This window comes from Pseudomonas sp. HMSC08G10 (genome assembly GCF_001808425.1).
GTDB lineage: Bacteria > Pseudomonadota > Gammaproteobacteria > Pseudomonadales > Pseudomonadaceae > Aquipseudomonas > Aquipseudomonas guariconensis.
The window spans coordinates 1-22,435 of record NZ_KV793313.1; the positions used below are offsets into that span (position 1 = coordinate 1).

At 60.8% G+C, this 22,435-nt stretch carries 23 protein-coding genes; 12 read left to right on the forward strand and 11 right to left on the reverse strand.

Features of this window, described 5'->3' with window-relative positions; genetic code table 11:
• Positions 1 to 587 (reverse strand): cache domain-containing protein (locus HMPREF3173_RS15420; protein ID WP_177343700.1); only part of this gene is annotated, 587 nt, incomplete at its 3' end.
• A gap of 328 nt (positions 588 to 915) precedes the next feature.
• Here HMPREF3173_RS15420 and HMPREF3173_RS15425 point away from each other — a divergent pair.
• The 6 genes from HMPREF3173_RS15425 to HMPREF3173_RS15450 all read left to right on the forward strand — a co-directional run bounded on the left by HMPREF3173_RS15425 (position 916) and on the right by HMPREF3173_RS15450 (position 6,048).
• Entirely contained in the window at positions 916 to 1,881 is a 966-nt protein-coding gene (locus tag HMPREF3173_RS15425) for an amino acid ABC transporter permease (protein WP_070574336.1), read from the forward strand.
• 15 nt (positions 1,882 to 1,896) lie between these two features.
• Positions 1,897 to 2,661: an amino acid ABC transporter ATP-binding protein gene (locus HMPREF3173_RS15430; protein WP_043214733.1), complete on the forward strand. Its 765-nt coding sequence runs from the start codon at positions 1,897 to 1,899 to the stop codon at positions 2,659 to 2,661.
• 60 nt (positions 2,662 to 2,721) lie between these two features.
• A complete protein-coding gene (locus tag HMPREF3173_RS15435) occupies positions 2,722 to 3,561 on the forward strand; it encodes an ABC transporter substrate-binding protein (RefSeq protein ID WP_070574338.1) in 840 nt (279 codons plus the stop codon).
• Positions 3,562 to 3,641: 80 nt separating this feature from the next.
• The gene (locus HMPREF3173_RS15440; RefSeq protein WP_070574340.1) at positions 3,642 to 4,946 is read left to right on the forward strand and encodes an NAD(P)/FAD-dependent oxidoreductase; all 1,305 of its coding nucleotides are present in this window, start codon (positions 3,642 to 3,644) and stop codon (positions 4,944 to 4,946) included.
• A 23-nt stretch (positions 4,947 to 4,969) separates the two neighbouring features.
• Positions 4,970 to 5,440 carry an Lrp/AsnC family transcriptional regulator gene (locus HMPREF3173_RS15445; protein WP_043214728.1) on the forward strand — a complete coding sequence of 157 codons (471 nt, stop codon included), beginning with the start codon at positions 4,970 to 4,972 and terminating at the stop codon, positions 5,438 to 5,440.
• Positions 5,441 to 5,556: 116 nt separating this feature from the next.
• Positions 5,557 to 6,048, forward strand: a complete 492-nt coding sequence (locus tag HMPREF3173_RS15450) for a GNAT family N-acetyltransferase (protein ID WP_070574341.1) — start codon at positions 5,557 to 5,559, stop codon at positions 6,046 to 6,048.
• Positions 6,049 to 6,198: 150 nt separating this feature from the next.
• Here HMPREF3173_RS15450 and HMPREF3173_RS15455 read toward each other — a convergent pair whose 3' ends face one another.
• The 3 genes from HMPREF3173_RS15455 to HMPREF3173_RS15465 form a co-directional block, all read right to left on the reverse strand.
• Entirely contained in the window at positions 6,199 to 6,390 is a 192-nt protein-coding gene (locus HMPREF3173_RS15455) for a YhfL family protein (protein WP_043214725.1), read from the reverse strand.
• A gap of 275 nt (positions 6,391 to 6,665) precedes the next feature.
• A complete protein-coding gene (locus HMPREF3173_RS15460) occupies positions 6,666 to 7,676 on the reverse strand; it encodes an Ldh family oxidoreductase (protein WP_070574343.1) in 1,011 nt (336 codons plus the stop codon).
• Between the two features lie 91 nt (positions 7,677 to 7,767).
• Entirely contained in the window at positions 7,768 to 9,393 is a 1,626-nt protein-coding gene (locus HMPREF3173_RS15465; RefSeq protein WP_043214720.1) for an APC family permease, read from the reverse strand.
• 476 nt (positions 9,394 to 9,869) lie between these two features.
• Between HMPREF3173_RS15465 and HMPREF3173_RS15470 the strand changes: the two genes are divergently transcribed.
• The 6 genes from HMPREF3173_RS15470 to HMPREF3173_RS15495 all read left to right on the forward strand — a co-directional run bounded on the left by HMPREF3173_RS15470 (position 9,870) and on the right by HMPREF3173_RS15495 (position 16,567).
• Positions 9,870 to 10,583, forward strand: a complete 714-nt coding sequence (locus HMPREF3173_RS15470; protein WP_371906678.1) for an AraC family transcriptional regulator — start codon at positions 9,870 to 9,872, stop codon at positions 10,581 to 10,583.
• Positions 10,584 to 10,810: 227 nt separating this feature from the next.
• Positions 10,811 to 11,743 carry a 4-hydroxyproline epimerase gene (locus HMPREF3173_RS15475; protein ID WP_070574347.1) on the forward strand — a complete coding sequence of 311 codons (933 nt, stop codon included), beginning with the start codon at positions 10,811 to 10,813 and terminating at the stop codon, positions 11,741 to 11,743.
• A 71-nt stretch (positions 11,744 to 11,814) separates the two neighbouring features.
• Positions 11,815 to 12,762, forward strand: a complete 948-nt coding sequence (locus HMPREF3173_RS15480; protein WP_070574350.1) for a dihydrodipicolinate synthase family protein — start codon at positions 11,815 to 11,817, stop codon at positions 12,760 to 12,762.
• A gap of 106 nt (positions 12,763 to 12,868) precedes the next feature.
• On the forward strand, positions 12,869 to 14,446 hold the full coding sequence (locus tag HMPREF3173_RS15485) for an aldehyde dehydrogenase (NADP(+)) (protein WP_070574352.1): 1,578 nt from the start codon (positions 12,869 to 12,871) through the stop codon (positions 14,444 to 14,446).
• 95 nt (positions 14,447 to 14,541) lie between these two features.
• Complete coding sequence (locus HMPREF3173_RS15490) at positions 14,542 to 15,201, forward strand: GntR family transcriptional regulator (protein ID WP_043214709.1); 660 nt, start codon at positions 14,542 to 14,544, stop codon at positions 15,199 to 15,201.
• A gap of 82 nt (positions 15,202 to 15,283) precedes the next feature.
• Entirely contained in the window at positions 15,284 to 16,567 is a 1,284-nt protein-coding gene (locus tag HMPREF3173_RS15495; RefSeq protein WP_070574354.1) for an NAD(P)/FAD-dependent oxidoreductase, read from the forward strand.
• 31 nt (positions 16,568 to 16,598) lie between these two features.
• Here the strand turns inward: HMPREF3173_RS15495 and abaF are convergent, their stop codons facing one another.
• From abaF to HMPREF3173_RS24025, 7 genes are all read right to left on the reverse strand, one after another.
• Positions 16,599 to 17,960 carry a fosfomycin efflux MFS transporter AbaF gene (abaF, locus tag HMPREF3173_RS15500; protein ID WP_070574356.1) on the reverse strand — a complete coding sequence of 454 codons (1,362 nt, stop codon included), beginning with the start codon at positions 17,958 to 17,960 and terminating at the stop codon, positions 16,599 to 16,601.
• A 286-nt stretch (positions 17,961 to 18,246) separates the two neighbouring features.
• Complete coding sequence (locus HMPREF3173_RS15505; protein WP_070094388.1) at positions 18,247 to 18,906, reverse strand: GntR family transcriptional regulator; 660 nt, start codon at positions 18,904 to 18,906, stop codon at positions 18,247 to 18,249.
• Positions 18,907 to 19,181: 275 nt separating this feature from the next.
• Positions 19,182 to 19,676, reverse strand: a complete 495-nt coding sequence (locus HMPREF3173_RS24000) for a DUF2247 family protein (protein WP_083300061.1) — start codon at positions 19,674 to 19,676, stop codon at positions 19,182 to 19,184.
• Positions 19,677 to 20,092: 416 nt separating this feature from the next.
• Entirely contained in the window at positions 20,093 to 20,482 is a 390-nt protein-coding gene (locus tag HMPREF3173_RS24005) for a DUF637 domain-containing protein (protein ID WP_168166392.1), read from the reverse strand.
• Between the two features lie 356 nt (positions 20,483 to 20,838).
• A complete protein-coding gene (locus HMPREF3173_RS24015; RefSeq protein ID WP_083300067.1) occupies positions 20,839 to 21,087 on the reverse strand; it encodes a hypothetical protein in 249 nt (82 codons plus the stop codon).
• A 346-nt stretch (positions 21,088 to 21,433) separates the two neighbouring features.
• Positions 21,434 to 21,829, reverse strand: a complete 396-nt coding sequence (locus HMPREF3173_RS24395; protein WP_139146859.1) for a DUF6911 family protein — start codon at positions 21,827 to 21,829, stop codon at positions 21,434 to 21,436.
• A gap of 3 nt (positions 21,830 to 21,832) precedes the next feature.
• Positions 21,833 to 22,435 (reverse strand): cytidine deaminase-like fold-containing protein (locus tag HMPREF3173_RS24025; protein ID WP_218188851.1); only part of this gene is annotated, 603 nt, incomplete at its 5' end.

A 22,435-nucleotide genomic window follows, 5' to 3' on the forward strand; every position in this document is an offset into this window, starting at 1 on the left:
GCGAGGAAGGCGTGGCCGATGCCGCCGAAGTCTACCGAGTTGATGATCTTCACCAAGGTATCCAGGGTCAGGTCGCCACCGACCACCCCAAGCAGGGCGCCGTCGGCGCGGCTTTTGACGGGCGAGGCAATGGTGACCATCAGGCCACCGACAGCGCCTTGGTAGGGGGCTGTGATCACCGTATGGCCGGCGCTGGTTGCCGCGTTGTACCACGGCCGTTGGCGCGGGTCGTAGCCATCGGGCATCTGCGTGTCGGGACGCTGGGTGAACACGCCAGTGGCATGGCCCAGGTAGGTGAAGAGGAAGTTACTGGTGTAGGACGGTTGCTCGATCAACCCGGCCAGGTTCTCGCCGGCGCCCTGCTGGGCGATGTCCTGGGCCAGGTTTTCCAGTACCAGGATGCGTCCGGACATCCAGTTCTGCACGCTACTGGCGGTCAGGGCGCCCGCCTGTTGCACGGACGACTCGATGTTCTGGCGGATGATATTGCGCTGCAGGTAGTCGTTGTAGAGGGTAAACAAGGCAAACGCCAATACCACGATGCCACAGGCACTGAGCAGAATCTTGTGGCGGAATTTCAGGTTCATGTTTCGAGACCTTGGAGATTTTTCTTTTTTTTGAAGGTTGCACGCTCACCCCGCCGTCGCGGGGTTCTACCCATTCGCTATCGGCTGCCCCCGCTCGGTTCTTGAGTACCCCTTAGCGGATTTCCGACCTGCGGCACGCAACGCCTTCGCTCGCCCTCATGCCTGGCAGATTTCATAGGCTCACCTGCATCTGTAGGGGTACGCCTCCTACAAACGCCCAAAAAAACCCTTTGACCCATGCACATCGCAAGGTGCCGCCCGACGTTTTGCCCACCGATAATGGACCCACAACAACAAAGGGGCTCACCCCCGCAGAGGCACGAAGACAATGTACAAAGACCACATAGTCAAAACGCGTGCGACCGATAACGTCGCGTTCATGGGAACGATCGCTGTCGTCATCTTCGTCGTCGCGCTCTTCTCTGGCGTAGGTGAAGGCAGCCTGGCCCGGCTCATGGGGCCGATCGTGCTCGACCTGCAAGCCCCCTTGCTGCGCAATATCGCCGTGGCGGCCACCCTCTCGACCACGCTGGTCCTGAACCTGTTCATCCTCGGACGCTTCCCGTTGCGGGCCCAGATCATCACGGTCTGGTGTGAACTGCTGGTGCTGTTCTTGCTGTTCTTCGATACCTTCAACCTGTCTTACAGCTTCATCGCCAGCAAGGTCGGCTACATGATCACCCAAGGGGTGTTCACCACCGTCTATGTTTCCACTCTGTCTATTGCCATCGCGTTCGTGCTGGCCCTGCTGGGTGCCACGGCGCGGTTGTCCACCAACGGCTTCGCCATCGCCATCGCCAGTTTCTACACGTCGTTCTTCCGCGGCGTGCCGCTGTTGATCCAGATCTACCTGATCTACCTGGGCATTCCACAGCTCGGCTACGTGGTCGGCGCAGTGCCTGCCGGGGTCCTGGCGCTGTCGCTGTGCTACGGCGCCTACATGACTGAAATCTTCCGCGCCGGTATCAGCAGCATCCCGAGGGGCCAGTGGGAAGCTTCGCGGGCAATCGGTCTGACGCCCTGGCAGACCATGAGCCGGGTGATCCTGCCGCAGTCGATGCGCTTGATCATTCCGCCGACCGGCAACCAGTTCATCTCGATGCTCAAGGACAGCTCGCTGGTCTCGGTGATCGGCGTCTGGGAGCTGATGTTCCTGGCTCGCACCCAGGGACGTGCGGAGTTCCGCCACCTGGAAATGCTCATCACCGCCGCCGTGCTCTATTGGCTGCTGTCGATTGTCCTGGAGACCGTCCAGGCCCGCCTCGAAAAACGCTTCGACCGCGCCCACCGCTGAACAAGGAGCATCACGATGAATCAAGCCTTCGCCTGCGCGGCGCCACACGCTGCAGTCTCGATCCGTGACCTGCAAAAATGGTACGGCGACTTCCATGTGCTCAAGGGCATCGATCTGGAGATCGCCAGCGGAGAAATCGTGGTCGTCTGCGGCCCTTCGGGGTCAGGCAAATCCACATTGATCCGCTGCCTCAACCTGCTCGAGGACTTCCAGAAAGGCCAGGTGCTCATCGCCGGCGCCCCGTTGACCCGCAGCGCCGACAGCGTGGCCGGGATCCGCCGCCAGGTGGGCATGGTGTTCCAGCAGTTCAACCTGTTCCCGCACCTGACCGTGCTGGAAAACCTGATGCTCGGCCCGCGGCTGGTGAGCAAGCTCAGCGAGGCCCAGGCACGCGCACTGGCCTACGAGTACCTCGATCGGGTACGTATCAAGAGCCAGGCCGACAAGTTCCCCGGCCAGTTGTCCGGTGGCCAACAGCAGCGTGTCGCCATCGCCCGCGCCCTGTGCATGCGCCCGCGCATCATGCTGTTCGACGAGCCCACTTCGGCGCTGGACCCGGAAATGGTCAAGGAAGTGCTCGACGTCATGGGCGAGTTGGCCCAGGACGGCATCACGATGCTGTGCGTGACCCATGAGATGGGGTTCGCCCGCAAGGTCGCCGACCGGATCATCTTCATGGACCAAGGCCGCATCATCGAACAGGCCAAGCCCAACGACTTCTTCGACAACCCCCAGCATGCGCGGGCCCGGGAGTTCCTCTCGCAAATCCTCAGCCACTGAAACCACACCTTGCTACCGCACGCATTCGACACCCACTACCGTGTAACCGGAGACGTACCGATGACCTCAGTTGCTCGTATCTTCGCTGCCGCCGCCGTCGCCAGCGCCTTGTCGATCACCACCTGCGCCGCCTGGGCAGGCGCGACCCTGGACCGAATCCAGCAAAGCAAGGTCCTGAAAGTGGCCACCGCCGCGAACTGGCCGCCCCAGTCATTCCTGGGCGAGGACAACACCTTGAAAGGTTTCGACATCGATGTGGCCAACGAGATCGGCCGCCGCATCGGCAGCAAGGTGACGTTCGTCACGCCGGAGTACGGCATCATCACCGCCGGGCACTGGTCCAGCCGCTGGGACCTGTCGGTCGGCTCCATGACGCCGACCACCGAACGTGGCCGGGTGCTCGACTTCCCGGCCATCTACTACTACACCCCATACGTCTTCGCCGTGCACAAAGACGCCGCCGGTACCCAAGTCGCCGACCTCAACGGCAAGACCATCGGTGTCGAAGCGGGCACCACCTCCGAGGATTACATCAATCGTCGGCTGAAGATCGACGCCGCAGACGTGCCGCCGTTCAGCTACAGCATCGAGCCCGGCGACGTGCAGACCTATGGCGACAGCATGGGCCCGCTCGACGACCTACGCATGGGCAACGGCACGCGCCTGGATGCCACGCTGTCCGCCCTGCCCACGGTGATGGGGGCCATCAAACACGGGTATCCGGTCGTGCCGGTGGAGGGCAAGCCCGCCTACTACGAGCCCCTGGCCATCGCCGTGGACAAAGGTGACGAGGCCTTCAATGCCCAACTGGCCAAGATCATCGCCGACATGAAGTCGGACGGCACGCTCAAGCAACTCTCCGAGAAGTGGTACGGCACCGACCTTACCCGCGTCCAGTAACCCCTGACTGCCCGGCCCACGCCCTTCATCACGAAGGGCGCACGGCCCGCCTGCGCCTCGAAAAAAGGATGACCGACTCGATGTCCAGCTACACCAACAACTATTACACCGCCACCATGCGCCCTGCCCCTTCACGCCCGACACTGGCGGGCAAGGCGCAGGCAGATGTGTGCATCATCGGTGGCGGTCTGGCGGGCCTGAGCACGGCCTGGGAGCTGCTTGCCCGAGGGCGTTCGGTGGTGCTGCTGGAGGCAGCCCGCGTGGCCTGGGGCGCCTCCGGTCGTAACGGCGGCTTCGTACTGCAGGGCTGGTCCGAAGGCCTGTCGGCCATCGAACGACGCTGCGGTACCCACACGGCCGGGGCGTTGTTCCGCCTCTCGCTCGAAGGCGTCGACATCGTGCGAGCGATGATCGCTCAACATGGGCTACCCGGTTGCGCGCCCACCACGGGCAAGCTCAGCGTGGTGCGCTATGACGACGGCGACAACCTTCAACGCCAGCGCGATCGTCTGGCGCGCGATTTCGGTTTTGAAATGGAGTACCTCGACACTCGGGCGATCCGCGACAAACTCAACACTGACCGGTACTTCCAGGGGCTGCGCGACAGCCACGGCTTTCATTTCCATCCCCTGAACTACTGCCTGGGCCTGGCCGAGCTGATCGAACTCAAGGGTGGCAGGATCCATGAGCAGTCGCCGATGGTTCGGGTCGAAAGCCGCGCCGGGCGCCATCAGGTAATCACCGCACAGGGCAGCGTCGAATGCGCTGAGGTGGTGTACTGCTGCGGCGGCTATGGCGGCCCAGAGTTCGGCCCGCTGCGTCGCGCCTTCCTGCCGATTGCCACCTACGTGGTGCTGACCGAACGCCTGGGCGAGCGCCTCGCGGACGTGGTTCGTACCACCGATGCAGTCGGCGACAACCGCCGCGCCTCGGACTACTACCGCATCGTCGATGGCGACCGCCTGCTCTGGGGCGGACACATCACCACGCGCAACTTGCAAGATGAAAAGCGCCTGGGGCAACTGCTGACCCAGGACATCCTCGCTGTCTACCCACAACTGCGCGGCCTGAAGATTGAAAAGGCCTGGTCGGGCCTGATGGGCTACGCCCGCCATAAGATGCCGCATATCGGCCCGTTGGGCGCGGGTCGGTGGTCTTGTGCATCGTTTGGGGGCCATGGTATGAACACCGCACCTGTCGGGGCGCGCGTGGTCGCCGAGGCCATCTGCGGCGAAACGGACCGCTACCGCCTGTTCGATGCCTATGGCCTGGAATGGAACGGCGGCCCCTTCGGCCCTGCGGCGGCACAGACGGTCTATGCCGGCCTCAAGCTGATGGACAAGTTCCAGGAGGCGCGGTCGCAACGGCGGGCCATCAAGTACTGACCACCTGATCAAGGCCCACGTCCATGGATGCGCAAACCCCCGGTTCACTGTTCAGCCTGACCGAAAAAGACCGGCAACTGCTCGCGCTGCTGCAAGCCAACGCGCGCGAGCCCACCGCCTCGCTGGCACGCAAGCTCGGCGTCTCGCGTTCGGCAGTGCAAGAGCGCATCGCTCGCCTGGAAAAAGCCGGTGTGATCACCGGCTACAGCGTGCGCATCGACCAGGACAAGCTGCAGCAAACCATCAACTGCTTCACCATGACCTCCTGCACCAACAAGAGCTACACCGATGTGATGACCTCCTTGCGCAAGATGGAGGCGGTCCAGGCGGTGTACGCCGTATCGGGCGAAACAGACTTCATCATCCACCTGGCCACCCACACTTTGGGCGAGCTCAACGCCGAGCTCACCCGCATCAACATGATCAAGGGCGTGGCGCACACCGCCTCGCATATCGTCATGGAAACCAAGTTCAGCCGGCGGTTGATGCTGTAGTCATCGGTTGCGCTCATCCAGATCCAACGCACTGTATGGCCGGTTTCCTGCGGATCTGTCACTAACGCACGGGATGGGCCTGCACTAGCATCGGTCACTCCGTCGGAGTGCAGCGCATGAATGAATTCCCCTGCGATATCGATTTCTCGGGCCTGACACCTCGCAGGCTGGAAGTGAACGACCACGCGATGATCTGTGACCACCGAGAACGGATGTTCCTGGAGGCCGGGGGCGATCCTTCGCAACTGCGTGTAATGACCGAACACTTTCGGCCCTGGCTGCTGCCGCGCCTGACCGATGGGCGCTACTACGGGTTCGCCTTGATGGACGGAGCAGTCAACGCGGCGGCGATCGGTCTGATGAGCATCGACTGGCCGCCCCACCCTTCCCATCCGAACCAGGGTCAGCGCGGTTATGTGCTCAATGTGTTCGTCGAACCGGCCTACCGGCGGCAGGGGTTGGCGTCGGCCTTGATGCGACTGGCCGAGGCTGAGTTCCTCGCGCGTGGGATTGGCTTTGGGGTATTGCACGCAACGGAAGTTGGCCGGCCGGTGTATGAGGCACAGGGATGGAAGGCCACTGCCGAGATGGCCAAGTCACTGTGTTAGATAGTTGTGCTTTTAGTTGGATGGTTTTATCTCAACAGCTAATATCACAACGCCATCACTTGTTAGGCTCGGGCAATAAAAAACCCCCTACTCCATTAAGAGAGGGGGTTGTGATTACACCCAATCGAGGCGTAATCCGTACATCCAAAATTACTGCTGTTGTGGCAGCTTGTCGATCGGGCCGCAACCGCCGATAACTTTGGAAATGGAAACCGATGGATGGAACAGGTAGTCGTACGAGCAGTTTTTGGGCTGGTTGTAGACTTGGCCGGTGCAGCCGGAGAGCAGGGCCACGCCCGAAATGACAGCAACAGCGGCAGTGGCTTTGATCAGCTTTTTCATTACTAAATCCTTTAATTTATAATTCACCATCGCACTGATGGCGGCGCGATATTAACCACTTTGTCAAAAAAAATAAACGCCGTTTCATTGTACCGGAACAAGAAGCGGCAACTTCCTGAGCGCACATCACGCACAGTTATCCAATTGGATTGTTTTTAACTAGCGGGCCATGCAAACAGCAATGCAAGCAACATCCGATTAAAACAAATGTTCGAACGTTACTTGCACATTGCAACCAGCGCCTAGTTGTATTCACGTAACGCTTGAAGTCCACTTCACAGCAGGCGTCGAATGTCCTCGACGACCTGACGATTCACCCAGACGCCTTCGGCCAACGAGCGCTTGCGAGCATTGAAGCGCCGCTGGGAAGGCAAGCGTGCCCCCTGGTCGGTGATGGCGGCGAACAGATGCTCTGCCCGCTGCAACCCGGCTTCGAGGTCGTCGCCGAGAAACGCCTTGGGGTCAAACGCCAGCAACAGTTCGCCATGGCACGGCGTGGCACCGGTGCCGCTATCGAAGGCCATGGACTCAAGGCTGGTCATGTCGCCAATCAGTGCGCCTGCCAGCAGCTCGATCATGGCCGCCAGGGCCGATCCCTTGTGTCCACCGAAGGTCTGCATCGCGCCGGCCAGCGCAGCGCTGGCGTCGTTGGTCGGCTGGCCCTCGCTGTCCAGCGCCCAGCCATCGGGGATCGGCTTGCCCTCCCGCGCATGCAGCTCGATATCCCCCCGGGCGATGGCACTGGTGGCGAAGTCGAAGACGAACGGCTCGCCAGCCGGGCGCGGCCAGGCGAACGCCAACGGGTTGGTGCCGAACACGCCCCGCTTGCCTCCTGCCGGCGCTACCCAGCTGTGGCTCGGGGTCATCGCCATGCCGACCAGCCCATGGGCGGCGATGGCCTCCACCTCCGGCCACAATGCAGAAAAGTGGAAGCAGTTGCGAATCACTAGGGCAGCAATGCCCTGCCGACGGGCCTTTTCCACCAGCACGGGAAGGCCGGTCTGGAAGGCCAGCAACGAGTAGCCCTGGTGGGCATCGACCTTGACGATCGAAGGCCCGACGTCATGCAGCGTCGGCAGCACCGCCGGATCGACCTTGCCAGATCGCAGCGAACGCACGCACACCAGCACCCGGTACAGGCCATGGGAATGGCACTCGTCGCGTTGACCTTGGGTGATCACTTCGGCGATGGCCTGGGCATGGGCAGTGGACATGCCGTTGGCCAACAGCGCGCTGACGGCCAGTGCATGGACCTCTTCAAGCGTCATGTGGACCCTGTCATTCATTTGCGGTTACTCCCTGAATGCGACCGCGGCAGCCCTAGGCTGCCGCGGTGCGTGCGTGAAAATGCCAGGCGTGGCGGAGTCGACCTACGACTCAGCGTGCGTGGGCGGTGGTGAATCCTTTGGCGCTTGGCTGGACGTTCGGTTGTTCTTCCTCTTCATCGGCATCCAGACGCAGCAGGTGTGCCGGCACGCCGGTGCGTGCGCCCCAGTAGTAGATGCCCAGGGAGCACAGGCCAACGACGACGTTGTCCAGCGGATGGGCGAGCACGCCGATGCCACCGAAACTGCCGAGTTTGGAGAACACGATGATCATCGCGTAGAAGCCCACCAGCCACAGCGACGAGTGCACTTGCTGCTTGAGCGACAGGTGTTCGGTGGGCACGAAACGGCCGGCCAACAGATAGACGACGAACATCAGGATCTGCAGGCTCAGCAGCCAGGACACCGTGCTCCAGCCCGACCAGTAGACGATCAACGAAGCGATGATGAACGACACCGGCCCCAGCACGCTCATGGCCTTGACGCGGAATGGGCGCTCTAGGTCGGGTGCACTGCGGCGCAAGGCGGCGACCGAGACCGGGGCGACCGCGTAGCTCAGCACCAGGGCTGCCGATACCACGTTGATCAGCGCTTCCCAGGATGGGAACGGCAGGGTCCAGAAGATCGACAGGCCGAAGGTCAGCCACAGCGCCGGGCGCGGGATACCGGATTTCTCGTCGATGCGGGTGAACACCTTGAAGAAGGTGCCGGTCCGCGCCCAGCCGTAGATGACCCGTGGCGTGGCGTTCATGTAGATGTTGCCGCAGCCGCTTGGCGAGATCACCGCGTCGGCGACCACCAGGTAAGCCAGCCAGCCCACGCCCAAGGCGACGGCGATGTCGCGGTAAGGCAGCGAGAACTCCTTGTTGATCAGGCCCCAGCCATTGGCCAGCATCTCGGTCGGCACACTGCCCAGGAACGCCACTTGCAGCAGCACATAGATGGCGGTGGACAACAGCACCGAGAGGATCAGCGCGATAGGAATGGTTCGTTGCGGATTACGCACTTCGCTGGCCACCGAGATGATTGGCGTCAGCCCCAGGTACGCGAAGATGATGCCACCGCCGGAGACGGCCATTTCGATGCCTGACATGCCGAACGGCGCGAAGCCCTGGACCTCGAGGTTTTCCGGGCGGAAGAAGCTGTAGAGCACGACGATGACCAGCAGCGGCACGATGAACTTGAACGTGCTGATCAGGTTGTTGGCCTTGGCGAAGGTCTTGACGCTGCGGTAGTTGACCACGAAGAACAGGCACAAAAGGGCGAATTGCACCAGCCAGCCGGCCAGGGTCGCGTCATTGGTGCCCGGATGGGTCAGTTGTGGAAACCAGGCCGCGGCGTACTGACGCGAGGCGACGACTTCGATCGCCACCAGGCTCGAGAACGCGATGATGGTGATGAAACCCATCAGATAGCCCAGCAAGGGCCCGTGGGAAAACACCGGATAGCGCACCACGCCACCGGCGCGCGGCAAGGCGGCGCCCAATTCGCAGTAGACGATGCCCAGCAGCAGCACGGCGAAGCCGCCGATCAACCAGGAGATGATGCCTGCCGGGCCTGCGATGGCCGACACATGGCTGGCGGCGAACAGCCAACCGGAGCCGAAAATGGCCCCCAGGCCGATGAACGTCAAGTCCATCAGCGACAGTTGTTTCTTGAATTTACCTTGGCCTGACATAGCTAAGCCCTTTTTTGTGGATTATTGAAATAGGCAGAAACTGTGTTGCAGATCAGTGTGCTTGGGCGGTGAAGTTGCAGCCTCTCGATTCGAGAATGCGCGCTCACCGGGTGTCCGGTGCGTGGCGCTCTGTTTTTAACCGATGGGTGACCAAACCCCGTCCCAGAGAGGCGGGTGGTCTATGGCCGCCTGTGGATCGAAGGGTCCGACGAGGTGCCTGGCACGCTCTGTCTTTTTTAGGTTGAACTGATCGCGGCCACGATTGCTTGATGGTTTTCATCAGCCCTGATGACGAATTCAGCACAATTTGCAGCCGCGACTTGACGCGGGGGCCAGCCGCCGAGGCATCCTGAACGGTAAACACAGCCCCTGTCGAAAGCACCCCAGGCTGCCTTCGCTCTCTCAGGACACGCACCATGCCCGAGCAGCATTTCTCCACCTTCAGCGAAGGCCTCACCGCCCACCGGCCGAAAGACATGAAGGAGCTGATGGCCTGCATCTCGCTGATGCAGCCCATGCTCGACGCCATTCCCAATGCGGTGATCTTCGTCAAGGACGCCCAGGCCCGTTACCTGATGGCAAACCGCACGCTGGTCGAGCGTTGTGGCCTCAAGTCCCTCGCCCCCCTGCTCGGACGCACCAGCGCGCAAGTCTTTCCCGCGCAGCTCGGGCCGGGCTATACCGAGCAGGACCGTCGTGTCCTGGAAGGCGGCCTGGTACTGCAGGATCAACTGGAGGTGCACCTGTACGGCAGCCAGGAGCCGGGCTGGTGCCTGACCCACAAGCGCCCGATTCTCAACCGCCGCGGCGAGGTGATGGGGCTGATCGGCATTTCCGTCGACCTGCAGTCAGCCGCCCAGGCCCACCCGGCCTATCAGCGGCTGTCGGCGGTGGATACCTACATCCGAGAGCACTATCACCGGCCCATCACCCTCGATGACCTGACCGACGTCGCCGGCCTCTCGGTGGCGCAGTTGGAGCGGTACTGCAAGCGCATCTTCCACCTCACGCCCCGGCAGATGATCCACAAGGCACGCCTCGAGCAGGCGCACCTGCTGCTGCGCACCGACCTGCCGATCACCGAGATCGCCCTGCGCTGCGGCTACACCGACCACAGCGCGTTCTCGCGCCAGTTCAAGACCATGACGGGCTTCACCCCGCGCCAGTACCGACAGGCAACCCGCAGCTGACCATCGGACAAAACACCTGACCGCACGCCACTGTGGACGCGGGTTCACCCCGCAAATACGGGGCTGAACTCACCACCGCACTCTCGGCTGAACACGCTTGCACAGGTATCGATATCCGCCGGGGGAATGCATGAGGGGGTTGATTGTATAAAATCTACATTGTATAAAATCTGCAATCCGCCCATCCCAGCCCCCCGGCTGATGCGTTCAGAGGATTTACAATTTCAATGAAAAGCATCCACGTCATCGACTCCCACACCGGCGGCGAACCTACCCGCCTGGTCATGAGCGGCTTCCCTGCCATCGCCGGCCAGACCATGAGCCAGAAGCGCGACGCACTGCGTAACGACCATGACCAATGGCGCCGCGCGACCCTGCTCGAGCCACGCGGCAATGATGTGCTGGTCGGCGCCCTTTACTGCGAGCCCGTCTCGCCGGACGCCACCTGCGGAGTCATCTTCTTCAACAACACCGGCTATCTGGGCATGTGCGGCCACGGCACCATCGGCCTGGTCGCCTCGCTGCATCACCTGGGGATGATCGAACCAGGCGAGCACAAGATCGACACCCCCGTCGGCCCGGTCAACGCCACTCTGCACGCCGATGGCGCCGTCACCGTGCGTAACGTGCCGGCCTACCGCTACCGCCATGATGTGCCGGTCCAGGTGCCTGGCTATGGCGAAGTGCGTGGCGACATCGCCTGGGGCGGCAACTGGTTCTTCCTGGTGTCCGACCACGGCCAGGTGCTGGAACTGGCCAACGTCGAAGCGCTGACCGCCTACACCTGGGCGATCCTCCAGGCCCTGGAGGCCAGCGGCATCTTCGGCGAGTACGGCGGCGTGATCGACCACGTCGAACTGTTTGCCGCCGACCCGCAGGCCGACAGCCGCAATTTCGTGATGTGCCCGGGCAAGGCCTATGACCGTTCCCCCTGCGGCACCGGCACCAGCGCCAAGCTCGCCTGCCTGGCCGCCGACGGCAAGCTCGCCTCAGGCCAGACCTGGGTCCAGGCCAGCATCACCGGCAGCCGCTTCGAAGGCCGTTATGAACACGAAGGCGAGCGCATCCGCCCTTCGATCACCGGCCGCGCCCATGTCACCGCCGACAGCCAACTGCTGATCGACGAGCAGGACCCCTTCGCCTGGGGCATCTGCCAATAACCCCCACGCGCGTCGCCTGCGATGCGTGCCCCTTCACGACCGACCTGAATGAATGCTTCAAGGAGCCCACAATGACTGACAACATCTTCACTGGCTGCATTCCTGCCCTGATGACCCCCTGCACCCCGGACCGCAAGCCAGACTTCGACGCGCTGGTGAAAAAGGGCCGCGAGCTGATCGATATCGGCATGAGCGCCGTGGTGTACTGCGGCTCGATGGGTGACTGGCCGCTGCTGACCGAAGCCGAGCGCCAGGAAGGCGTCGCCCGCCTGGTCGCCGCTGGCATCCCGACCATCGTCGGCACTGGCGCGGTCAACTCCCGTGAAGCCGTCTCCCATGCCGCTCACGCCGCCAAGGTCGGCGCCCACGGCCTGATGGTCATCCCACGCGTGCTGTCCCGTGGCTCGTCCATCCCGGCCCAGAAGGAACACTTCAAGGCCATCCTGAACGCGGCGCCGAACCTGCCGGCGGTGATCTACAACAGCCCCCACTACGGCTTCGCCACCCGCGCCGACCTGTTCTTCGAACTGCGCCGCGAACACCCGAACCTGATCGGCTTCAAAGAGTTCGGTGGCGCGGCCGCCATGAGCTACGCCGCCGAATTCATCACCTCCAAGGATGAAGAAGTCACGCTGATGGCAGGCGTCGACACCCAGGTCTTCCACGGTTTCGTCAAGTGCAACGCCACCGGCGCAATCACCGGCATCGGCAACGCACTGCCACGTGAAGTACTGCTCTTGATCAAGCTGTGCAAGGAAGCGGCCGTGGGTGATGCCAGGGCACGTCGCATGGCCCTGGAGCTCGAAGGCGCGCTGGCGATCCTGTCGTCCTTCGACGAAGGCGTGGACCTGGTGCTGTATTACAAGCACCTGATGGTCCTGAACGGCGACAAGGAATACACCCTGCACTTCAATGCCACCGATGTGCTGAGCGACAGCCAGCGCCGCTACGCGGAGAACCAGTACGCCCAGTTCCGCCGCTGGTACGCCAGCTGGTCGGTCGAAAACAACCTGGTCTGATCCCGCCCCGCGTCACCTCCCTGAGGCGGCGCGCCCCCTTTGGCGCGCCGTCCTCACCGTCCCGCCCGACGCGGGAATCCGTCTTTCCCGACCTCAGGAGAGCCCCATGAGTCTTTCAGGTAACCTGCTGATCGGCCAACGCGCCATCGCCGGTACACAAGCCCCGGTCTTCGCCATCAACCCCGCCACCAACGCGCAGCTCGAACCGGCCTATCCAGGCGGCAGCCGTGAGCATGTCGAGCTCGCCTGCAGCCTGGCCTGGGAAGCGTTCGACCGATATCGCGATACCTCGCTTGAAGCACGTGCCGCCTTCCTCGAGCGCATCGCCCAGAACATCGAAGCCCTCGGCGACACGTTGGTCCAGCGCGCCGTGGCCGAAAGCGGGCTGCCGCAAGCGCGCATCCAGGGCGAAATCGGTCGCACCTGCTTCCAGCTGCGCACCTTCGCCCGCACCGTCCGTGCCGGCGAATGGCTAGACGTGCGTGTGGACGAAGCGCTGCCTGAGCGCCAGCCACTGCCGCGTCCGGACTTACGCCAGCGTCATGTCGCCCTAGGCCCTGTGGCGGTGTTCGGCGCCAGCAACTTCCCCCTGGCCTTCTCGGTGGCCGGTGGTGATACCGCCTCGGCCTTCGCCGCCGGCTGCCCGGTGATCGTCAAGGCCCACAGCGCCCACCCCGGCACCAGCGAACTGGTTGGTTGCGCCATCCAGCAGGCCGTTCAGGACTGCGCGCTGCCTGAGGGGGTGTTCTCGTTGCTATATGGCTCGGGCACCGAAATCGGCATTGGCCTGGTCAATGACCCACGCATCAAGGCCGTCGGCTTCACCGGCTCGCGCAGCGGTGGCGTAGCCCTGACCCAGGCCGCCCAGGCACGCCGCGAGCCCATTCCGGTGTATGCCGAAATGAGCTCGATCAACCCGGTGTTCCTGTTCGCGTCAGCACTGGCCAACCGTGGCGCCGCGCTCGCCGAAGGCTTCGTCGCTTCCCTCAACCAGGGCGCCGGTCAGTTCTGCACCAACCCTGGCCTGGTGATCGCCGTCAAAGGCCCTGCCCTGGACAACTTCATCGCCATCGCCAGTGCCGCCATCGCCAAGAGCCCGACTCAGACCATGCTCACGCCCGGCATCTACAAGGCCTACAGCACGGGCGTCCAAGCCCTGGCAGCCAATGCCAATGCACGCCTGCAAGCCAAAGGTACCGCGAGCGAAGGCCACAACCAGTGCCAATCGCACCTGTTCGTGACCACTGCCCACGACTTCATGCGTGACCACACCCTGCAAGCCGAGGTGTTCGGCTCCTCTTCGCTGATCGTCGAGTGCGACGACCTGGCCCAGGCCAGGCAAGTGGCTGAGCAACTCGAAGGTCAGCTCACGGCCACCGTGCACATGGACGATGCCGATACCGACGCGGTTGCCAAACTACTGCCAACCCTGGAACGCAAGGCCGGACGCATCCTGATCAATGGCTGGCCGACGGGTGTTGAAGTGTGCGATGCGATGGTCCACGGTGGCCCGTTCCCGGCCACCTCCGATGCCCGCAGCACCTCGGTGGGCACCGCAGCGATCCTGCGTTTCCTGCGTCCGGTGTGCTACCAGAACTTCCCCGACAGCCTTCTGCCAACGGCGGTCAAGCAGGGCAACCCGCTGAACCTCAGCCGCTTGGTCAACGGCCAGCGGGTAAGCTGACCGGCAATGGCGCATCCACCTACAGCACGTCGGTGGATGCGGTTTTGCCCTTTGCATACAATATGCAAATTCCAATCGGGTTCTCGAACAGTACTATGGCTAGCTTCAAGACACGTGCCCAGCACGTTGCGGACGATCTTCGCAAACGCATCCTCAGCGGTGAGTTCAAAGGCGCCACTCAATTGCGCCAGGACGCGCTCGCGCGGGACTACGACGTCAGCCGGATCCCCGTGCGCGAGGCGCTGCTGACCCTCGAGGCCGAAGGGCTGGTGCAGTTCCATCCGCATCGGGGCGCGTTCACCACCGAACTCTCCACCGCCACCATCCGTGAACTCTTCGACCTGCGCGTATTGCTCGAATGCCGGGCCCTGGCGCAGGCCATCCCGAAACTGACCCCAAGCGAACTCGACCGGGCCGAGCGCCTGCTGGACCAATACGACGCCGCACTGGATTCAGGCAGCGACATCGACAACTGGAGCGAGCTGAACTTCGCCTTCCACACCGCCTTGTATTCGCCAGCCCAGCTGCCGGAAACCCTGGCGATGATCACGCACCTCAATACCAAGTGCGATCGCTACATCCGCATGCAGCTGCTCTACACGCGGGAAATCCAGAAAGCCGAAAAAGAACACCGAGAACTGCTGGAACATGCCCGCAACAAAGACATCGAGGCGGCCTGCCGCCTGTTGGACCGCCACATCCGCGAAGCCTGCGAGGGCATCGTCGCGGTCCTGGAAAACAGCCTGAACCACTGACCCCCTGCCCTGCGCTTCGTCGCCAGGGCGCGGTTTGAACACGACAATTGTATAAAATCTACGATCACCGAGGTGTGAGCAGATGCTTTCAGACGAACTTCACCGCAACGGCCACGAGGTCTATGACATCGCCGTGGTCGGCGCCGGCATCGTAGGCGTGGCCTGCGCCCTGGCCTTGTCGCGCCAGGGCCTTCGGGTGCTGGTGCTCGACCGGGATGAGCCGGGCCAGGGTGCATCCTTTGGCAATGCCGGTCATCTGGCCACCGAACAGGTCTTCCCCATCGCTGACGTGTCCATCCTCAAGCGCTTGCCGGCGATGCTGCTGGACCCGATGGGCCCGCTGCGCCTGGACTGGCGTTACCTGCCCAAGGCCCTGCCTTGGTTCACCCGCCTGCTGCTGAACCTGCGTCAACGCCCCTACCGCAATAGCGTCGCCGCCCTGCGCGCACTCAACGAGGCGAGCCTGGATGCCTGGCGCCGCCTGCTGGCCTCCATCGGCAACACGCAGTTGCTCAAGGAAGACGGCTCCCTGCTGGTCTTCGAACGCCCTGAATCGCGCACCGCGATCGACGCGCTCAAGCAGAAGATGCAGGCTCAGGGCGTGCCCGTCGATTTCTGGGACGCCAACGTCGTGCGACATGCGGCGCCGCAGTTGTCCGAATCGATCCAGGGCGCACTGTTTTTCCCCGCGACCGGTCATTTCATCGACCCTCACCAGGTGGTGAAGGCGCTGGTGCAAGCGGCCCAGGACAATGGTGTTCGCTTCGCCCGCCAGCGCGTCGAAGGTGGCCGGGTGCATGCCGATGGCGTTGTGCTGCGCACCGACAAGGGCGAGGTCAATGCCCGAAAAGCACTGATCGCCTGCGGTGCCCACTCCGCCAAACTTACCCAGCAACTGACCGGCAAGAGCGTGCCGCTGGACACCGAACGCGGCTATCACCTGATGCTGCCCAACGAGCACGGCCGCCTACCCATGGCTGTCACTTCCCTGGAGCGCCGCTTCATCATGACGCCCATGCAAGGCGGCTTGCGCCTGGCAGGCACCGTGGAGTTCGCAGGGCTGGAGCGAGCGCCGAACATGCGGCGGGCCTGGCAACTGCATCGGCTGACTGAGGGACTGTTCAAGAACGCGCTGAATGTAGAAGCGGCAAGCACCTGGATGGGCTTTCGTCCGTCCCTGCCGGACTCGCTGCCGGTGATCGACCAAGCCTGCGACGGCAAGGTTTTGCTCGCCTTCGGTCACCAGCACCTGGGGCTTACCCAGGCGGCGACCACTGCCGAACTGGTCGCCTCCATGACCGGATCGGTGCCCGCTGGAGCTGGGCAATTGCCTGCGCTTGCACCTTACCGTTTGGATCGGTTCTGAAGTCGGGGGCTGCTTTTCAGCCCCCAGCGTCTCAGCGCTTGGCCAACTCCTCGTCCACCGCCCGCAGCGACTTGCCCCGGGTCTCGCGGGTCGCGGCCACCGCGACGATCGAGATCAGCGCGGCTCCCACCAGGTACCAGGCAATCGGCGTCGAGCTGTTGTATTCCTTGAGCAAGGTGACCGCGATCAGCGGCGCCAGCGAACCCGCCAGGATCGGTGCGACCTGGTAACACAGCGACAGCGCCGTGTAGCGGACGTGGGTCGGGAACAACTCCGCCATCAGCGCTGAGTAAGGCGCGTAGGTCATGGACTCGATGGCCAGGCCCAGGGTGATCGCGGCCATGATCAGCCACTCATTGCCGGTGTCCATCATCGGAAAGCCAACGAAGCCCCAGAACCCGGTCAGCACCGCCCCGACCAGGTACACCGGCTTTCGCCCGATGATGTCCGACAGGTACCCCATGGCCGGAATCATGAAGAAATGCAGCAGGTGCGCGCCGAACATCAGCAGCAAAATCTGCGAGGTGTCCTTGTGCACCACGAGCTTGAGGTAGGTAATGGAGAAGGTCACCACGGTGTAATAAAGAATGTTCTCGGCAAACCGCGCGCCGATGCCGATCAGCACCGCACGCCAGTGCTTGGTCAAAACCTCCACCACGCCCAGTTGCGTCTGCGCCACTTTCTGTTGGCGCGCCTGCGCCTCCTTGAAGATCGGCGCATCATCCACCCGCTTGCGGATCCAATAGCCGATCAGAACCACGACCGCGGAGAACCAGAACGCCACTCGCCAGCCCCAATCGAGGAACTGCGCCTCCGAGAGGCTCGAAGACAGGATAAGCAGGATGACCGTGGCAATCAGGTTACCGGCCGGAACACCCGCCTGGGGCCAACTGGCCCAATACCCCCGACGGTTGTCCGGGCTGTGCTCGGACACCAACAGCACCGCGCCTCCCCACTCGCCCCCGAAGGCAAAGCCCTGGATCAGTCGCAGCAACACCAACAGCACCGGGGCGGCATAGCCGATCTTTTCGAAGGTGGGCAGGCAGCCCATCAGGAAGGTCGTGATGCCCACCACCACCAAGCTGATCTGCAGCAGGTGCTTGCGCCCCAGCTTATCGCCATAGTGGCCGAACACCAATCCCCCCAAAGGCCGCGCCAGAAAGCCCACGGCATACAGTGCGAACGCCGCGATGATGCCATCCATCGCGCTGCCGGTCTGACGGAAGAACAACTGGCCAAAGACCAGGGCCGAGGCCGTGCCATAAAGGAAGAATTCGTACCACTCCGCCACAGCGCCGGCCATGGCGGCAGCCACCACGCGTTTGATACCGGCGGGCGCATGGTCCGCCGTACGGTCAAGCGTTTTGGATGCCACAGAGGTCGTAGAGGTCATCGATGTTCCGCTCCGTTGATCGTTCGTCCTCGGCGTCCGGCCCCAATGTCCGGGGGATGGATCGCCCACTTTTGTTATATCGTATTTCGTATACGATTTTATCCGAGCAAGAATAGGGCCAGCACTTCGCCCGGCTTCAGGCAAAGCGGCGCAGGGCGCGCTGCTACAGGGCTATCGGGTAAAACGGGACATGCCGCACGGGGCCGGGCGGCCCCGAGGGACTGTTACGGGAGGAAGCAATATGGCAAGCGATGCCACAGAAGGGATCACCCTCAGCGCCGGTCGCTCAGCGATGGGGCAAGTGCTCGTAAAGGCTCTGGCAGACGCCGTTGATGTGCGCTTCGATCAGCTGTGCGGCCAGGTCGGCATCGCGGTTTCGGCACGCGGCGACGATGTCCCGGTGTTCGTGATCGGCGCGCTCCTTGCCGGCTGACAGGCTCATCTGCATGCGCAGGTAGCGCTCGACCTTGTCGTGAATCGAGCGGATCAAGCCCACCAAAAATGGCCTTTGCGCGGGCTCATAAAGACATGCATGCAGCGCCCAGTTCAGTTCGGCCCAGCGGCCAATGTCATCCTCGCCAATGAACTCGGCGCAAATCCCTTCCGCTTTCTGGAACGTCTCTTCGGTCATGTTCGGCACCGCCAGGCGGATGGCCTTGACCTCCAGCAGCACACGCACTTCGAACATCTGGGCCAGTTCAGGCTCGGAAATTTTGGTCACCAGGGCGCCACGGTTGCGGTGAAAATCCACCAGCCCTTCCGCCTCCAGGCGCTTGAGCGCTTCGCGCACCGGGATCTTGCTCACGTTGAACGCTTGGGCGATATCGTCCTGACGCACCGGCTCGCCTTCGGCCAAATGCCCGGAAATGATCGCTTCACGCAGGTGCTCGGCGATGATTTCGGAGGTCGAGGGCGTGACACCCAGATTGGGGGCTTTGCGGGGCAGGATCGGCACGGCGGCATCCAGAGGCAATACGGTGTGGATATCTTATACGATACGCGGCACGACCGGCGCCAACCCAGTGCCACTGCTGCTGGTGGGCAAATTCAAGCTTTGACCTTTGGGTGAATCGGCGCTCGCCGTCGTTGGATCAAGCCCCTGAAGCGCGTGCCTCAGGGGCTTTGCATCAAATGGAGGTGGCGGCGGCATCTATTTGTCTTGGGGCTGGTAATGCCTTGATCGTGTCATCTACAACAGCCCCAGTTCCTTTTTGCACCAACTTATACGGAGCGGTCAGCCTGAAGTTTCAATCTAGATAACTCCAACATACTTGACCATTTCTTATAAAGCTGATCATCACCCTCTAAATCAGACTCTACTGCTGGCATGTACCGAACAATAGGAGCAACAGACTCCGGATAATCGAAATCCGCATACACTCCTTCGACAACCCCCAATGGATCTTGATATCTATCCCTATTTACAAGCACCCACAAAAGAACTAAAAATACCCACACCTCCTCTGAGCACCTATCACATTGAACATCCCTAACTGCAATACGATCAACGCAATCCCGAACATCATCAGCATCATCACCCGACAGGCCGGCTAGCTCATACTGCTCTGCAGAAGACTCCGCAGACAGACTTTTAACAGCATATTCAACAACTCCTAATGGAGTTAGAAAGCCACGATCCAAACCGTACTTAATCTCGCTCCAACTCAGCCAAGGGGCTTCTGAAAAGCAGAAACCGCCATCTAGAACTATATGCATATCTCACCTCTTATCTTGGCAATCTAGATGGAACTTGGTTGGGCGTACCCGTAATTCTTCCGGCAGGGACAAACCTCTGATGGGTCAACTCACCCTTCGAATTGAAGAGCCACTCGAACACCCCCAATTTGCCATCCACGGCGCCTTCCATCTGGGTAAGGTTATACGACTTTCATCCCCACCACGAATGGTGAAAAGCCTTCCTTTCTCTGGAATCTGGTCAATCACATAACTGGGAGGACGATGAAGAGGGTCGTCTTTAAGTGCACTTCCGACAGGTATTGCACTTTTTATCTCTTGAGCTGCGTAACCTGCTCGTTGCCTCTCGAAAAGAGCCACATTCGATGCAGAGCCTGTCGCTTTTGCACCCGCAACCCGCTCAGCCTTGACAGCCACCCAGTACTCATACGCCTTGTTTACATTAGACGAAGCCCCAGGTACAGCCCCTGCTCCCGGCCGGCTACCACCCGCCCCCGCCCTCCCGGCAATGCCGCGAATGACGATAGCACCGAAGCCATACACCTCATCCAAGGAATCCAAAGCTTTGAAGCTTCGATCGAGCTGCTCGAACTTGATGTTCTCACACGTAGCGTGTTGTACAGCGAGTCTTTTAACGCGCTACCGAAACTTCCTCCCTGCCCCAATGCTTGGCTCAAAGCCGTGCTGGTGATGTTTTGCAGCGCCTGATTGGCGGCAAATCGGCTGATATCACCAACCGTATTCAATGGCGCGACGATCTTGTCGGTCGGCAGTTGTGTTTCGGTGCCCGTCAACTTATCGAAATAACCTGTGCTCAGCCCACCCACGACTGAGGCTCGGCCAGCCAGGCGTAGTAGCCGCTGGAATGCACCTTGAGGGTCTGGCAAAGGCGACGTACCGGGTAATTCGTCTTGACCGCTGGCAGTGGTAGCGGGGAAGTAGCAAAAAGAAAGCAGCTCGATAGCTGAGAGATACCAACAGATAACTGATAAATAGCAGCCAGATAGCACAAAAGTAGCAGTTCGAACGGCGTACTCTGCGATCGTTCTTCAAACAACACGAAAGCAACTGAAAAAGAACAGAAAGACAACAGAAAGAGAACACCTGACAACTGAAAAGCAACACCGGCACGAGGCCGATGTTAGGTGAAGACTGTATCTGTACAGGTGAATAAACTGCGAAGTCAACTTAACTCGATTGACCTTAACTGCCCCTCTTCGTCACACAAGATAGTAACCATGCCGTATGGGCAATCAAGCGTTATTACTTTGTTCTTGTATTCCTCATCAACAACTCCAGACGGTCTTCGGCCGGCATTATCGAATTTAATCTCAAGAAAGTAACCCTCTCCATTGTCTTGATGCGGCAAGGCATCCCTGCTTCCTTGTGCAGATAAGATTTTCTGAATTTCCTCAATATGAATCGAAGCCATACCTCTCTGCACCTCAAGGCAGTGGGACAAATTCGCCCTTGCCCAACAAACTCTTAACTTGATTAGGCCGAATTGGACCGACAGAAATTATCTTCATCTCATCTCTTGGCACAGTAATTCGAATCAGTTTCCCTTAAACTTCTTGAATAACATTGATATGCCCCGTCCTTGTATCTAACACACGAGTAGCGCCTGGACTGTTGGCAAGCTTCTGCAGAGCATTCGCATCGAGTTTCCCTGCAAGCTGCCCCATTCGGGGATCATTAAGTTGACCAAATACTCGGTCAGCCACTGAGAAGTCTTTTACCGACCCAGCAACTTCACCAGTCCCTTTTGCACCAAAGAATCAGGCCATTAAGTTCCGAGGCACGCAGCCTTTTTCAAAGAGCATCCTAAAAATATCAACAACAGTCTCAAAATTAGTGCAAACCGCTGAGGCATCAATAGCATCTCCTAGAATATCAACTACCTTTCCTGAGTCTCCATCCCCGAGATAAGACCGAACAATGTAATCCTCGCCATTGTCCTCCCCTAAAGTCATCGCGAACACCCCATCATCTGCAACAACCTGCAAGCTCAACAGCTCAAACCCATTAAGATTCACAGCTTCTAAAGTAACAGAGCCAGACACCTCACATACTTCTCTCAGATGAAGCTCAACATTACTCCAGGACGGTTCTTTAGCTCTCCCTCCGTGGCACTCACTTCCGAATCCAACAACCCATGATAGAGAAAATTTCATCTTCTAATCCTGCTCTCTCAAAGCGCGCATTCCAGGCTGCCAGTATAGAGTCTTACCGGTTGCAGCTTCTTTAACTGTAAGAGAAGTGAGTCCAGACTTCTCTGCCATCGCAGCTATATCTCCTCGGCAATAGCCACAAACCGCTTTGCCAGAGACAGTAAGCTCCATGCTTGCTCCCATAGTCTTCCCAGCAGCATATGCCTGCTGTATCACACCGATTTCCGCATGAGCATCGGCCATATTTCCATTTGGCAGGACTTTCCCAGATGCGTCAGATTTAGCAGTTACCCGGTCGGATATCAAAGTTGGCTGACTAGCATTAGCCTGTGAGACTGGGCGAGCAGTCTGGTTAACGTCAGTAAATGTTGCCCCACCAATCTTCCCCTCGGCAGTGACAACCGGAGAAACACCTTTTGCACCCGCAACCCGCTCAGCCTTAACCGCCGCCCAGTACTCATACGCCTTGTTTACATTAGACGAAGCCCCAGGTACAGCCCCTGCGCCCGGACGGCTACCACCTGCCCCCGCCATCCCGGCGATGCCGCCAATGACGATAGCACCGAAGCCATACACTTCATCCAAGGAATCCAAAGCTTTGAAGCTTCG